Annotated in this window: 14 protein-coding genes; 9 read left to right on the plus strand and 5 right to left on the minus strand. The window is 62.1% G+C overall.

Features of this window, described 5'->3' with window-relative positions; translation table 11 throughout:
- Positions 1-17 precede the first annotated feature (17 nt).
- Positions 18-416, minus strand: a complete 399-nt coding sequence (gene psbQ / locus NW844_RS09890) for a photosystem II protein PsbQ (protein WP_414335259.1) — start codon at positions 414-416, stop codon at positions 18-20.
- Positions 417-598: 182 nt separating this feature from the next.
- Here psbQ and NW844_RS09895 point away from each other — a divergent pair, with 182 nt between their 5' ends.
- The 4 genes from NW844_RS09895 (at position 599) to NW844_RS09910 (ending at position 3,998) form a co-directional block, all read left to right on the plus strand.
- Positions 599-1,777, plus strand: coding sequence for a TRC40/GET3/ArsA family transport-energizing ATPase (locus tag NW844_RS09895; RefSeq protein WP_414335260.1), 1,179 nt, complete (start codon positions 599-601; stop codon positions 1,775-1,777).
- 62 nt (positions 1,778-1,839) lie between these two features.
- Positions 1,840-3,060 (plus strand): ribulose bisphosphate carboxylase small subunit, encoded by a 1,221-nt coding sequence (locus tag NW844_RS09900; protein WP_414335262.1) that lies wholly within the window; start codon positions 1,840-1,842, stop codon positions 3,058-3,060.
- A gap of 72 nt (positions 3,061-3,132) precedes the next feature.
- On the plus strand, positions 3,133-3,717 hold the full coding sequence (locus NW844_RS09905; protein WP_414335264.1) for a thylakoid membrane photosystem I accumulation factor: 585 nt from the start codon (positions 3,133-3,135) through the stop codon (positions 3,715-3,717).
- The gene (locus NW844_RS09910) at positions 3,714-3,998 is read left to right on the plus strand and encodes a hypothetical protein (protein WP_414335266.1); all 285 of its coding nucleotides are present in this window, start codon (positions 3,714-3,716) and stop codon (positions 3,996-3,998) included. The genes NW844_RS09905 and NW844_RS09910 overlap by 4 nt, the downstream gene beginning before the upstream one ends.
- A 158-nt stretch (positions 3,999-4,156) precedes the next feature.
- Here the strand turns inward: NW844_RS09910 and cbiB are convergent, their stop codons facing one another.
- Positions 4,157-5,185: an adenosylcobinamide-phosphate synthase CbiB gene (cbiB, locus tag NW844_RS09915; RefSeq protein ID WP_414335268.1), complete on the minus strand. Its 1,029-nt coding sequence runs from the start codon at positions 5,183-5,185 to the stop codon at positions 4,157-4,159.
- On the minus strand, positions 5,185-5,649 hold the full coding sequence (locus NW844_RS09920) for an Rrf2 family transcriptional regulator (RefSeq protein WP_414335270.1): 465 nt from the start codon (positions 5,647-5,649) through the stop codon (positions 5,185-5,187). Before NW844_RS09920 ends, cbiB begins: the two co-directional genes overlap by 1 nt.
- Before the next feature lie 99 nt (positions 5,650-5,748).
- On the opposite strand from NW844_RS09920, the gene rsmI reads away from it, so the two are divergent.
- Both rsmI and rppA read left to right on the plus strand, forming a co-directional pair.
- Positions 5,749-6,681 carry a 16S rRNA (cytidine(1402)-2'-O)-methyltransferase gene (rsmI, locus tag NW844_RS09925; protein ID WP_414335272.1) on the plus strand — a complete coding sequence of 311 codons (933 nt, stop codon included), beginning with the start codon at positions 5,749-5,751 and terminating at the stop codon, positions 6,679-6,681.
- 3 nt (positions 6,682-6,684) lie between these two features.
- Complete coding sequence (rppA, locus tag NW844_RS09930) at positions 6,685-7,398, plus strand: two-component system response regulator RppA (RefSeq protein WP_414335274.1); 714 nt, start codon at positions 6,685-6,687, stop codon at positions 7,396-7,398.
- Between the two features lie 50 nt (positions 7,399-7,448).
- Here rppA and atpD read toward each other — a convergent pair whose 3' ends face one another.
- On the minus strand, positions 7,449-8,882 hold the full coding sequence (gene atpD, locus NW844_RS09935; protein WP_414335276.1) for a F0F1 ATP synthase subunit beta: 1,434 nt from the start codon (positions 8,880-8,882) through the stop codon (positions 7,449-7,451).
- Between the two features lie 176 nt (positions 8,883-9,058).
- On the opposite strand from atpD, the gene NW844_RS09940 reads away from it, so the two are divergent.
- Genes NW844_RS09940 through NW844_RS09950 form a run of 3 tightly spaced genes read left to right on the plus strand, consistent with a single transcriptional unit; the run spans position 9,059 to position 11,520 of the window.
- The gene (locus NW844_RS09940) at positions 9,059-9,685 is read left to right on the plus strand and encodes a GerMN domain-containing protein (protein ID WP_414335278.1); all 627 of its coding nucleotides are present in this window, start codon (positions 9,059-9,061) and stop codon (positions 9,683-9,685) included.
- Between the two features lie 16 nt (positions 9,686-9,701).
- A complete protein-coding gene (locus tag NW844_RS09945) occupies positions 9,702-10,472 on the plus strand; it encodes an MlaE family lipid ABC transporter permease subunit (RefSeq protein ID WP_414335284.1) in 771 nt (256 codons plus the stop codon).
- A 55-nt stretch (positions 10,473-10,527) separates the two neighbouring features.
- Positions 10,528-11,520 carry a succinate dehydrogenase/fumarate reductase iron-sulfur subunit gene (locus NW844_RS09950; protein WP_414335280.1) on the plus strand — a complete coding sequence of 331 codons (993 nt, stop codon included), beginning with the start codon at positions 10,528-10,530 and terminating at the stop codon, positions 11,518-11,520.
- Here NW844_RS09950 and NW844_RS09955 read toward each other — a convergent pair.
- Entirely contained in the window at positions 11,517-12,644 is a 1,128-nt protein-coding gene (locus NW844_RS09955) for a peptidylprolyl isomerase (protein ID WP_414335282.1), read from the minus strand. The genes NW844_RS09950 and NW844_RS09955 overlap by 4 nt on opposite strands.
- Positions 12,645-12,853: the final 209 nt, after the last annotated feature.

A 12,853-nucleotide genomic window follows, 5' to 3' on the forward strand; every position in this document is an offset into this window, starting at 1 on the left:
GGTCAGCTCAACACAGCCTAGGAAAACACGGCCTCCAACTCTTGCAACGTCTTTTTCACCTTGGCCTGGGCTGCTTCCACCTCCGGTTGGTCATAGGCTTTGGCGGCAAAGTCCAGTTGTTCCAGGCTACGGCCCATCTCCTTGGCCAGGCGCAGCACTTCCCGCTTTTGCCGATCCGGCAAGGTGGCCGCCAGGCCGGTCAAGGTCTTGCGGGTCAGGCCCATCGGTCCGTGGATGTAGGAGCGGATCTCCAACCAGTCCTCCGCCTCCACCAGGCTTTGCAGCCGCTCCACCTGTTGCTCCAGTTGTTGCAGCTCTCGGGGCAAGCCGGCAGCCGCCTGTACAGGAAGCGATCCCAGCCACAGCCCCAATGTCAGGATGGCAACCAGCAACACACTCCGCCAGCGACAGATCATCACGTACCTCCCACATGCCTGCAACAGGCTTGATTTCAAGGACTCCGTCCCGCCGACACGATCGGCAATCAAATCAATAGTTTACCTGCTGGCTGCACCCCAGCTCCTCGGCTACCTCTCAAAGAGCAGAGCAAATCGGCTAGGCTAGAGCTATCCTGTAAAAGAATGTAAATGGCGCTCTCATGCAACGCATCATCCTCATGACCGGCAAGGGTGGGGTCGGCAAAACCTCGATGGCAGCGGCGACCGGCTGGCGTTGTGCCGAGATCGGCCTGAAAACTTTGGTGCTGAGCACCGATCCGGCCCACTCGTTGGCCGATAGCTTCGATCAGCCCTTGGGCCATGAGCCGGTGGAGGTCAAACCCAACCTTTGGGGCGCGGAGCTGGATGCCCTCAACGAGCTGGAGCTGAATTGGGGATCCGTCAAAACCTACATTACCCAGGTGTTGCAGGCGCGTGGGCTGGATGGGGTGCAGGCGCAGGAGCTGGCCATTTTGCCGGGGATGGACGAGATCTTTGCCCTGGTGCGGGTCAATCGCCATTACGACGAGGGCAAGTTCGATGTGCTCATCATCGACTCAGCCCCTACGGGCACGGCTCTGCGCCTTTTGAGTTTGCCGGATGTTTCCGGCTGGTACATGCGCAAGTTCTACAAGCCCCTGCAGGGCTTGGCGCAGATGCTGCGTCCTATTGCCGAGCCAATTGTGAAGGGACTGACCGGGATCCCCCTGCCCAATGACCAGGTACTGGATGCCCCCTACGAGTTCTACCAGAAGATCGAGCGGCTGGAGGGCATCCTCACCAACAACCGCATCACCTCGGTGCGGCTGGTCACCAACCCCGAAAAGATGGTGATCAAAGAATCGCTGCGGGCCCACGCCTACCTCAGCCTTTACGGCGTCGCCACCGATTTGGTGATTGCCAACCGCATTCTGCCGGATGGAGTGGTGGATCCCTACTTTGCTGCCTGGAAGGCCGCCCAACAAAAATATCGCCGGGAGATCCACGAGAACTTTGCTCCTCTACCGGTGGTGGAGATCCCGCTGTACTCCGAGGAGTTGGTGGGGTGGGACGCCCTGGCCCGCCTGAAAAAAGACCTTTGGGGAGAGCGCAACCCGGCGGAAGTGTTCTACACCGAGCAAACGATGCATGTGGTCACCGACAACGGCCAGTACCGCCTGGATCTGTACTTGCCCGGGATCCCGAAAGAGCAGGTGGAACTGAGCAAAACTGGGGATGAGCTGAACATCCGCATCGGCAACCACCGCCGCAACCTGGTGTTGCCCCAGACCTTGGCAGCCATGACCCCGGCCCGCGCCAAGATGGAAGAAGACTACCTGCGCATCCATTTTGCCGCTTGAGCCTGTAGCCCTCTGCCGAAGAGGTATCCTCAAATAGCAAACAGCCAGCTAACCCGGAGCGGATGAGCTACTACATTGCCCCCACCTTCCTCAAGGTCGTCGCCCTGCACCTGACGAAGAATCATCTCCCTTTGCCGGACGTGCCGGTTCCGCTCATCTTGGGCATCCACGGGCGTAAGGGTGAGGGCAAGACCTTTCAGTGCAACCTGATTTTCGAGCGCATGAAGGTCTATGCCGTTCACATCTCCGGCGGTGAGCTGGAAAGTCCCGACGCCGGGGATCCGGCTCGCATGATCCGTCTGCGCTACCGTGAAGCTGCCGAGCACATCCGCAAATTTGGCCAGATGGCCGTGCTGATGATCAACGACCTGGATGCCGGTGCTGGCCGTCTGAACACCATGACCCAGTACACCGTCAACACCCAACTGGTCAGCGCCACCTTGATGAACATCGCCGACAACCCCACCAACGTGCAGCTTCCCGGCAGCTACGATCCCAAGCCTCTGCCACGCGTGCCCATCATCGCCACCGGCAATGACTTTTCCACCCTCTATGCCCCCCTCATCCGCGATGGGCGCATGCGCAAGTTCTATTGGGAGCCCAGCCGCACCGACCGCATTCACATCGTTCACGGCATTTTTCAGGCTGACGGGCTGTCGCTGGAGGAAGTCGAGCGCCTGGTGGACACTTTTCCTGAACAGGCCATCGACTTTTTCGGCGCCCTGCGCGCCCAACTTTACGACGAGCAGGTATGGCAATTGATCCAACAAGTGGGCCTAGAGGGCATAGCCTTTCGCCTGCTCAAAAGCAAAGAAGGCGCCCCCCACTTTCCGCCGCCGCGATTTTCTCTGGAGCAGTTGATCCAGGCCGGCCACCAGCTCAAAGCCGAGCAACAACAAGTAGAAGCCCGTCGCCTCTCCGAAGAATACCTTGGCCTCAAGCGCTCCGCCTCCCAGGAGCCGCCTCCCGCTTCCCCGCCATCCCCTCCTGGGGCTGCTCACTCGGTCGATCCTCCCCCCGTTCCGCTCAACCCAAAAGTGCAGGCCCATATTCGCCAGATCCTGGCGCAAGGATACGAAATCCAGGTGGAGCACGCGGATCCGCGCCGCTACCGGGTTCATTCCTGGCAGGAGTGTGGAGTTGCCCACCTGAAAGAATGGGCCGCTGCCTGTCAGGCTGTCGAGCAGTGCCTCAGCCGTTTTCCCAAGGACTACATCCGGCTGGTGGGCGTAGATCCAGTGAAAAAACAACGGCGGATCGAGACCATTATCCAACGTCCATGAGGGGATCCCACCGCAAACTGGAAGGGGGAGTGCGGCGCCAGAGCAAAATGGCACAATGAGGGAGCCCCCTCTTTGCTCGACAATCCTCTCCAAATCATGCTGTGGCTGCGCCTTCTCCTGGTGGCTTTGTGCGTCGTGTTCATGGGCTGGTTGTCTCCGCCTGCCAATGCCCTCCTCAACGACGACCGCTACGACGGCAACATCTTTGCCCTCTACGGCTCCAACGGCGGCATGATCCCCCCTCGTGTCTCCCTGAAGCAGGCCAAAGAACAAGGGATCCCGGCCCTCCTCGTCTACTACATCGACGACAGCAGCGATTGCAAAAAATACGCTGCCACCCTGGCCAACCTGCAAGTTCGCTATGGGCTGGGAGTCTATTTCATCCCTTATTCTGTCGATTCCCTCTTGCCCGGGGATGAGCGCGGCCAGTACTACAGCGGTCGCGTTCCCCAAACCCTTCTTTTTGACTCCCAGGGCAACATTGCTTATCAATCCATCGGCAACCGCCCCATCACGGAAGTGGAAAACGCCATTCGCGCCCTCTTCCACCTGGATCCCGTCCCCCCAGGGGTGATCAAAGCCAAGCCCTTCAACGAGATCCAAACCGGATTTTCCCGACCCCGTTCCCCCGCCCCCCCAGCCGAGGCACAGCCGTGACCGCTCCTCCCGATTCCCCGGATTCGCTTGAGGCTCTGCAAACCAAGCTCGAGATCTTGCAAGCGCGGCTGGTCGACCTACGCGAGCTGGAGCGCCTGTCCCAGCTTTCCCCCGAACACTGGGCTGAAATTCAGGCGGAAGTCAGCCAATTGGAGCAACGCCTGCAAGCCTACCTGTTGGAAGTGTTTAACCCTGTCCCCGCCACCTTTTGGCAGGTGCTGCGCTTTGGCGGCCTGGGCCTGCTTCTTGGCATTGCTCTCCAGCGCTGGGTGCTGAGCTAGCACCCGTTAAGAACGATCAAAAGTCTTGGATCCCGGAGCCCTTTCCCATGCGCCTGCGACGCCCTAGGCCCTTCAGCTCGAGTACGTCCGCAACTTGCCTGACGATATCCAAACCATCGTCAGCGAGCAAAACACCATCCTCAATCTCGGCGACTTTCTCAATACCACCAAATAATCGATACCGAAGTGGCCCCCAGCCCCTCTCCCAAGCTGAGAACTAGAGCTACGCCCACCATCCAACTTCCCCACACCCCCAGAACCTGCCGCAGCAGCCCCAGACTTTCCCGCACCACCTGGGGGCTCAAGGGACGGGCTGGGATCCCCACCTTGGGCTTCTCCTTCGGGATCCCGCGATAGCAATTGGTGCCTCCCAACTGGATCTGCAGCCGCCAGGCAAAGGCCGCCTCGCTCCACCCCGAATTGGGGCTGGGATCCGCCCGCCCGTCGCGGCGACACCGCTGCCAAAACCCCCAGGGATCCCCGCTGAACAGGGCCAGCGTCAACACCGTCAGCCGGCAGGGCAGCCAGGTCAACACATCCTCACAGCGGGCCGGCACCGTGCCCAGGTAGGTAAAGGGGGCATGGCGATAGCCCACCATCGAATCAAGCGTGCTGCTGGCCTTGTAGGCCAAAGCCAGGGGCGCCCCTCCCAAAAAGGCATAGAACAAAGGGGCCGTCGCCCCGTCCGGGGTATTTTCCGCCACCGTCTCGATCACCGCCCGCAAAATCTCCGCCTCCGTCAGGTGCTCTGTATCCCGGCCCACGTAGCGGCTCAGCCGTTGGCGGGCCTGCAGCAGATCCCCCTTTTCCAAGGGATCCAACACCTCCAAGGCGGCAAAGCGCAGGCTGCGCCCCCCCAGGCAACTGGCCATCAGGATGGCGTGCATCAGGATCCCTGCCCAGGGGTGGAGAGCCTGGGCAACGGCGATCAGCCCCCAGCCTGCCGCGTAGGATCCCGCCAGCAGCGCCAGCGTCAGCACCGCCCCGCCCCACCGTTGTGCCTGTGGGGTCGAACAGTGCTTGAGGATACAGCCTTGCCCCCAGGCGATGACTGCCCCCATCACCCGCACCGGATGGGGCCACCCCCAGGGATCCGCCAACCAGTAATCCAGACCCAGCGCTGCCGCCAGCACCAGCGCAGCAGCCGGCTGAGTCGGGAAAAAGGGCAAGCGCTCCATCCTGCCCATCAGACCACAAATCCACTCTCCTGATCCTGAGCCGCCTGCCAACTGCGGGCATCAAAATACAGATCCTCCAGAGTGGTTTCCTCCAGCACCTGCTGCGCCCGTCGGGCGATCCGCTCCCAGAGAGCCGCTGTCACCCAGTCCAGCCGCTCCGTCGAGCCTGCCTGAGGCACGGCTGAAGCTTTGGAACTCTCCACAAGCGGATCCAGAGATTCTCCCACCGCTGCCAAAATGGCGCTGATCGGGATCCGCCGCGGTGCCCGTGCCAGCCGGTAGCCCCCCTGCGCCCCCCGCTGCGAACAGACCAAACCGGCCTGGCGCAGCTCGATCAACAGCTTTTCCAGATAGGGGGCCGGGATCTGCTGTCGCTCAGCAATGGCCCGCACCGAGGCCATCTGCCCCGCGCCGAGCATCGCCAGATCCAGCAAAGCCCGGATGCTGTAAGTAGCTCGCGTGGTCAGCCGCACCTGCTCTCTCCCGCCAGTCTCTCCCGATCCTGCCACAGGGATCCCGGCTAGAGGGGTTAACCTAGAAAGCAGTACCCGCTCAGCTCTGGCCTCGTCGGGATGGAGCGCCCCACCGTCGGCCTCTACTTGGTGGCCACCCCTATCGGCAACCGCGAAGACATTACCCTGCGGGCGCTGCGGGTTTTGCGGGAGGTGGACTGGGTGGCAGCAGAAGACACCCGCCACTCCGGCCAGCTTCTTAAACACTTTCAGATCTCCGCCCGCCTCATCAGCTATCACGAGCACAACACGGCACAGCGGATCCCGCAAATCCTGAAGTATCTGGCGGCAGGGCAGTCGGTGGCTCTAATCAGCGATGCCGGCACACCCGCCATCTCCGATCCGGGTGAAGAACTGGTGCGCGCCTGCATCCAAGCCGGGATCCCCGTGATCCCGGTGCCTGGCCCGGTAGCGGCAGTGGCCGCCTTGGCTGCTTCTGGGCTGGCCACAGGGCGGTTTGTCTTCGAGGGTTTTTTGCCGCTCAAGGCCAGCCAGCGGCAGGCCCGTCTGCAACAACTGGCCCAAGAAGAGCGCACCATCGTCCTCTACGAAGCCCCCCACCGCCTGCAGCAAACTCTGCAAGATCTCCTGGCTCACTGCGGCCCGGAGCGGCAGATCGTGCTGGCCCGTGAGCTGACTAAGCTGCACGAGTCCTTCTGGCGGGGATCCCTGGCCGCCGCTCTCGAGCACTGCGCCGCCCAGCCGCCGCGGGGAGAGTTCACCCTTGTTCTAGAGGGGCGGTCTGCCTCCCAAAAAGACGAAGAAACCTCCCCCTCGGAAGCGGAAGTTCGCCAGGAGCTGGCCCGCCTGCTGGCCGAGGGCCTTCCCCGCTCCGCCGCCAGCCGGCAACTGGCCCAGCGCTTCCAGGGATCCCCCCTCTGGACGCGGCGCCGCCTTTATGATCTCTCTTTGCAACTGGAGCCGCCTCCCGGCTCGGATTGCTCCTCGGCAGTCGAGCTTTCTTCTGCAACCGACGACGAGACAGACTCCTAGAGCATGGCGCGCATCTTGTTGGTGGACGACGAAGTGGAGTTGGCCGATTCCCTGGCCCAGCACCTGCGGCGAGAGGGCCACAGCGTGGACGTGGCCTACGAGGGAAACAGCGCCTGGGAGCTGCTGCAGAAGCCCCCAGCTCCACCCTACGACCTACTGGTACTGGACTGGATGTTGCCGGGCCTGTCCGGCCTCTCCCTCTGCCAACAGGTGCGCCAAGTGGAAAAAACTGCGTCCCGCGCCACCCCCATTCTCTTCCTAACCGCCAAAGATACCCTCGACGACCGGGTGGAAGGGCTGGACGCCGGCGCCGACGACTACCTGGTCAAGCCCTTCGAGCTGCGGGAGCTGCTGGCGCGGGTGCGGGCCCTCTTGCGGCGGGCTGCCGGCCCCGGCGAAGGGATCCCTCGCCTGCAAATTGGGGATCTGGAGCTGGATCGGGAGAACCAAGTGGCCTACCGCCAGGGGCGGATGATCCACCTCTCCCAAAAGGAATTCCGCCTGCTGGAGTACTTCATGGCCCACCCTGGCCAGTTGCTCACCCACGAGCAGATCTACGAGCGGGTGTGGGCCGGCGAGGATCCCCCCAGCAGCAACGTCCTGGCCGCCCAGGTGCGCCTGTTGCGGCGTCGCCTGCGCTTGCCCGGCTCCCCCGAGTTGATCCACGCCGTCTATGGCAAAGGCTACCGCTTCGGGCCCGTGGCCGAGGATCCCTAGCAGTCATCAACTCCCCTCTCCCGCCGGGAGCGGGGCTGGGGCTGAGGGCATTACTTAGACTTGAGCTTCTCCGCCTTCTCAATGGCCTCTTCGATGGTGCCCACCAGGTAAAAAGCCTGCTCCGGCAGATCGTCCAGTTCCCCCGACAAAATGCGCTGGAAGCCCTTGATGGTGTCCTCCAACTTCACGTACTTGCCGGGCGAGCCGGTGAACACCTCCGCCACAAAGAAGGGCTGCGACAGGAAGCGCTCGATACGGCGGGCGCGGGCCACCACCAGCTTGTCCTCTTCCGACAGCTCGTCCAACCCCAGAATGGCGATGATATCCTGCAACTCTTTGTAGCGCTGCAGCGTTTGCTTCACCGCCCGAGCGGTGTTGTAGTGCTCCTCGCCCACAATGTCGGCTTGCAGAATCGTGGAGGAAGAATCCAGGGGATCCACCGCCGGGTAGATGCCCTTGGCGGCCAAGCTGCGCGACAGCACCACCGTTGAATCCAAGTGGGCAAACGTCGTCGCCGGCGCCGGATCCGTCAAGTCGTCAGCAGGCACATACACCGCCTGCACCGAAGTGATGGATCCCTGCTTGGTAGAGGTGATGCGCTCTTGCAGGTTGCCCATTTCGGTGGCCAGGGTAGGCTGATACCCCACCGCCGAGGGCATGCGGCCCAACAGCGCCGACACTTCCGACCCGGCCTGCACAAAGCGAAAGATGTTGTCGATAAACAGCAGCACATCCTGCTTGTTGACGTCGCGGAAGTACTCCGCCATCGTCAGGGCGGTCAGGCCCACCCGCATACGGGCGCCCGGCGGCTCGTTCATCTGGCCGTACACCAGCGCCACCTTGTCCAGCACCCCCGATTCTTTCATCTCGTTGTAGAGGTCGTTCCCCTCGCGGGTGCGCTCTCCCACGCCGGCAAACACCGATAGGCCGGAGTGCTCCTCGGCGATGTTGTGGATCAGCTCTTGGATGAGCACCGTCTTGCCTACGCCGGCGCCGCCAAACAGGCCCACCTTGCCGCCCTTTTTGAAGGGGGCCAGCAGGTCGATCACCTTAATGCCCGTTTCAAAGGGCTCTGGCTTAATCGTCAAATTGACAAACTCCGGCGCGCTGCGGTGGATGGGGGCAAATTCTTGAGCTTGAACGGGCTCCCCTTGGTCAACCGGCTCTCCCAGCACATTAAAAATACGACCTAGGGTGGGCTGCCCAACCGGTACGGTAATCGGAGCGCCCGTATCCACCACTGGCATGCCCCGTACCAAGCCATCGGTAGAGGACATGGCCACCGCCCGCACGCGGTTGTCTCCCAGAAGCTGCTGCACCTCGAAGGTGATGTTGATCTTCAGGCCACTTTCGGTTGTGCCCTCCACCTTGAGGGCATTGTAAATTTCGGGCAGCTTGCCGCTGGGAAACTCGGCGTCGATCACAGGGCCAATGACCTGTGTAATGTAGCCAACATTGGTGGCAGTAGCGGTGGCAGTAACCATAGTTGAGGCTCAGCTCCTTGTGTGCGCAGCTATCGACTCAGCAAAGCCGGGTTGATGTTGATAAGTCATTAATCATCATACAGATAAAGGGATCCGGTTGCTGCTGCGCTTGTTCTGCGACAGGGTGGGCTTTTCTTCGCTACCCTAGAGCTAGGCAAGACAGGGGAATGGCAGCGATGGATCACTACGGAGGGCGTACTGCACAGCTTGGCTCCGTCCGCTTGGGAGGACGGCGTCCTCGCCCCCGGCGCGGCCCGGCTCTGCAACTGGGGATCCTCGGCTTTTTGCTGGGGTTGGGGGTGATGGGGGGAGCTTGGTGGTACAGCATCGGGCCGCGGCAAACCCTTTCTCTGTATTGGCTGACCAGTGCTGACAATTCCATCTACTACGTGCAGCAGGAGCGCTCCCTGCGCGCTTTTGACACCCAAGAGGCCATTCGTCTGGCCTTGGAAGAGCTGATTGCCGGCCCCCGGGATCCCCACCTTGCCACCGCTATCCCCTCCCAGACGCGGCTGCTGGATGTGCGGGTGGAAGGCAACGATATTTTCCTCAATTTCTCTTCTGAATTCACGCAAGGGGGGGGATCCACGGCGATGATGAGCCGGATTGCGCAGGTGCTCTACACGGCCACCAGCCAGAACCCCGGCGCGCGGGTGTGGATCTCCGTCGAGGGGCGCGCCCTCGAGGTGTTGGGGGGGGAAGGGCTAATTATCGACCAACCCTTGACGCGGGCCTCGTTTGTGCCCAGCTTCCAGCTGCCGGCAGAACCTGAGGCGAAGCCGTCAGCCGTATCAGCCTCTTGAAACCCTTGAGACAAAGATCATGAACTGGTTGCAGCGGGTGGGCAGCAGTTTTCTCCTGGCCGGTCAGGTGATCTTGCACCTGCTGCAAGGCCGTATTCATCGGCGCAACACCCTGGAGCAACTGGCGACAGTGGGGCTGGAGTCGCTGCTGATTGTTTTGATCACGGCGGTGGTGATCAGCGGCGTTTTCACCATTCAGTTGGCACGCGAGTTCATCAATTTCGGGGCCTCTTCCCTCATCGGCGGGGTTTTGGCCATTGCCCTGGCCCGCGAGCTGACGCCGGTGGTGACGGCGGTGATCCTGGCCGGACGGGTGGGATCCGCCTTTGCCGCCGAGCTGGGCACCATGAAAGTCACTGAGCAGATCGACGCTCTGCTGTTGTTGCGCACCGATCCGGTGGATTACCTGGTGATCCCGCGGGTGGTGGCTTCAGGGCTGATGCTGCCGGTGCTCACCATCCTCTCCTTGCTAACCGGCTTAGTGGGAGGGATGATCATCTGCGCTTCGGTCTACAACATTCCTTCCGCGGTGTTTCTCACCTCGGCTCAGAATCTCCTGGCCCCTTGGGACTTGCTCGTCTGTTGTTTGAAGGCGATGGTGTTCGGGGCTCTGATCGCCATTGTCGGCTCCAACTGGGGCCTTTCCACCAGCGGCGGCGCCAAGGGGGTAGGGCGCTCCACCACCGATGCTGTCGTCACGGCGCTGCTGGGCGTGTTTGTTACCAACTTTCTGATCTCTTGGCTGTTGTTTCAGGGGCCGGGTAGCGCCCTCAGCCGCGCGCTGTAGTCGCGCCTGCCCACGCTGCCGCTAAGATGGGATCCCCTGCCCATTCTCCGGATCCATGCGAGTGGAATTTCAGATTTTGCGACAGTTGCCGCCGGAGCCACCCCGCTGGCAGTCTTTCTGGCTGGAGACATCTCCTGGCGCTACCATTCTCGATTGCCTCAACCGGATCAAGTGGGAGCAGGATGGCAGCTTGGCCTTCCGCAAAAACTGCCGCAACACCATCTGTGGCAGTTGTGCCATGCGCATCAACGGCAGGGCTACTTTGGCCTGTGGCCGACAGGTGGGCGAAGAGCTGGATCCCCGCAGCCCTCAGCCCATTCGCATCGGCCCTTTGGGCAACCTGCCCGTCCTGCGGGATCTGGTGGTGGATATGCAGCCCTTCTGGAACGATCTCAGCCGGGTGGATCCCTTTGTCAGCACGGCGGGGCGCCGCATCCCGGAGCGGGAATTTTTACAGTTGCCTGCCGAACGGGAGCATCTCAACGCTGCCGGTGGCTGTATTCTCTGCGGGGCCTGCTATTCCGACTGCAACGCCAAAGAGGTGAACCCGGAGTTTGTCGGCCCTCATGCTTTGGCCAAAGCCAACCGCCTTGTCCAAGACAGCCGCGACAGCCGACGGGAACAACGCCTGCAAGCTCAAGATAGCTTGGCCGGCGTCTGGGGCTGTACCCGCTGCTGGAACTGCAACAGTGTCTGCCCGATGGGTGTAGCGCCCCTGGATCAAATCACCGAGCTCAAGCAAGGGATCCTCTCCCGAGACCAGACTCCTGTTTTGTCGGGCAACCGTTCTCGTGCCCAGGACATAGCCATCCGCCACCGCAAGACCCTGGTGCAACTGGTGCGCTCCGGTGGTTGGGTGGATGAGCGCCGCTTCGGCCTGCAGGTGGTGGGGCGGGAGGGGCTGCTCAGCTTGGTGCCTTTGGGGCTGCGCCTGCTGGCCAGGGGCAAATTTCCCTTGCGCTTCAAGCCCTCCTCAGGGACGGCGACGGTGCGGCGGCTGATCGATGCGGTCAGACAGGAAACGAACGGTGGCGCCGCGGATCCCTAAGCCCCATTTTTGAGATTTTCCTGGCCTGAGATCAGCCGGGCGCTCAGGATCTGGTCCCCTAGCTTGATCTTGCGCAGCACCTCGGTGCCCTCGGTAACATAACCGAATACGGCATAGCGGCCATCCATGAGGTTGAGGCCGGCAGGGGTGAGATCCGGCTCGGCCATGAAGATGAAGAACTGAGAAGAGGCGCTGTTGGGATCATCGGGATAGCGGGCCATGGCCACCGTCCCCTCAGCAGCAAAGGGCAGGGCTGGCTCTACATCCCACAGGCCCAGTTGATCGAAGGTCTGGCCGTAGCGGGGCACCACCTCGCCTTTGACCCGGATCTCCATCGGGATGGTGCGAACCTTGCCGGTGGCCGGATCCACATAGCCGTCGGCAGGGCCTGGGGGATCCCCCGCTTGCACCAGGAAGAAGTTCTCCACCCGGTCAAAGGTCAGGCCGTCGTAGAAGCCCCGCTGCACCAAATCGGCAAAGTTGCCGGCGGTGAGGGGGGCGCTATACCCATCCAGCGTGATCACCATGCGCCCGGCGGTGGTGTTCAGCTCCACTTCCGCCCGGCCCAGGAGCTGCGGCTTGTCGGCATATTCGGCAGGGATCGCGTAGGGAAAAGCCCCCACCCAGTGGTTTTCCAGGGATCCCAGCTCGTCTATGAGGCGGTCGTAGGCGGCGCGGGCCTCTTCTTTGCCCTTGGATTTGCGCTCCGTGGCCTGGCCGATGGTTTGCAACTCCTGGCGTAGAGCGGCAACTTCTCCAGCGGCGGCAGCAGCCTGCTCAGGGGGCAACTCCGCCAAGAGGGGATCCGTGTAGCGATCCAGAAGCCGCTCCACCTGGCGCACATCTCCCCGCACCGCCGACCAGCGGTTGTACTTCAGGTCGCTCTCAATTTTGGTGATGGCCTCATCGATTTCCCAGATCCGGCTGTCCTGGATGGGCAGCGCCCGCCGCAAGAGAGTACGCGGATCCGTAATGGCATCCCCTTGCGGCAGCGCCAGGGCCGGGATCCCACCCAGCCAAACCGCCCACAGCAACACAGCAGCTAAGACAAGCCGGAGCGATTTTCTCCCCCACTCCCACCGATTGCTGCCAACTGCGGATCCCTGCTGGGCACGCTGCGCCATATCCTCACCTGTTGCCGACACTGCTTTTGCTCTCAGCCTGGCATTCTACCGTTGCTGGCGGCAAGCGTTGCTGCAAGAGAAGAGAATGCAAAGGTCAAACGGCCAGGAACCGGCTGCATCCCCCTCCTACCTGGGAACGACGGCCTCAAAGCGGATGGCCCCGGCAGTGCCAGATCCCCCCACATTGACCACCACCACTCCGTTGGAGT

The sequence above is a fragment of the Synechococcus sp. H55.2 genome (assembly GCF_047462495.1).
Taxonomy (GTDB): Bacteria; Cyanobacteriota; Cyanobacteriia; order Thermostichales; family Thermostichaceae; genus Thermostichus.

What these genes read in the sequence shown, in the direction of transcription:
- rsmI (WP_414335272.1), top strand. Translation starts at nt 5,749, where the DNA reads ATGGAGCGCCCCACCGTCGGCCTCTACTTGGTGGCCACCCCTATCGGC.
- atpD (WP_414335276.1), bottom strand. Translation starts at nt 8,882, where the DNA reads ATGGTTACTGCCACCGCTACTGCCACCAATGTTGGCTACATTACACAG.
- rppA (WP_414335274.1), top strand. Translation starts at nt 6,685, where the DNA reads ATGGCGCGCATCTTGTTGGTGGACGACGAAGTGGAGTTGGCCGATTCC.
- psbQ (WP_414335259.1), bottom strand. Translation starts at nt 416, where the DNA reads ATGATCTGTCGCTGGCGGAGTGTGTTGCTGGTTGCCATCCTGACATTG.
- cbiB (WP_414335268.1), bottom strand. Translation starts at nt 5,185, where the DNA reads ATGGGCAGGATGGAGCGCTTGCCCTTTTTCCCGACTCAGCCGGCTGCT.
- NW844_RS09950 (WP_414335280.1), top strand. Translation starts at nt 10,528, where the DNA reads ATGCGAGTGGAATTTCAGATTTTGCGACAGTTGCCGCCGGAGCCACCC.
- NW844_RS09955 (WP_414335282.1), bottom strand. Translation starts at nt 12,644, where the DNA reads ATGGCGCAGCGTGCCCAGCAGGGATCCGCAGTTGGCAGCAATCGGTGG.
- NW844_RS09940 (WP_414335278.1), top strand. Translation starts at nt 9,059, where the DNA reads ATGGATCACTACGGAGGGCGTACTGCACAGCTTGGCTCCGTCCGCTTG.
- NW844_RS09900 (WP_414335262.1), top strand. Translation starts at nt 1,840, where the DNA reads ATGAGCTACTACATTGCCCCCACCTTCCTCAAGGTCGTCGCCCTGCAC.
- NW844_RS09895 (WP_414335260.1), top strand. Translation starts at nt 599, where the DNA reads ATGCAACGCATCATCCTCATGACCGGCAAGGGTGGGGTCGGCAAAACC.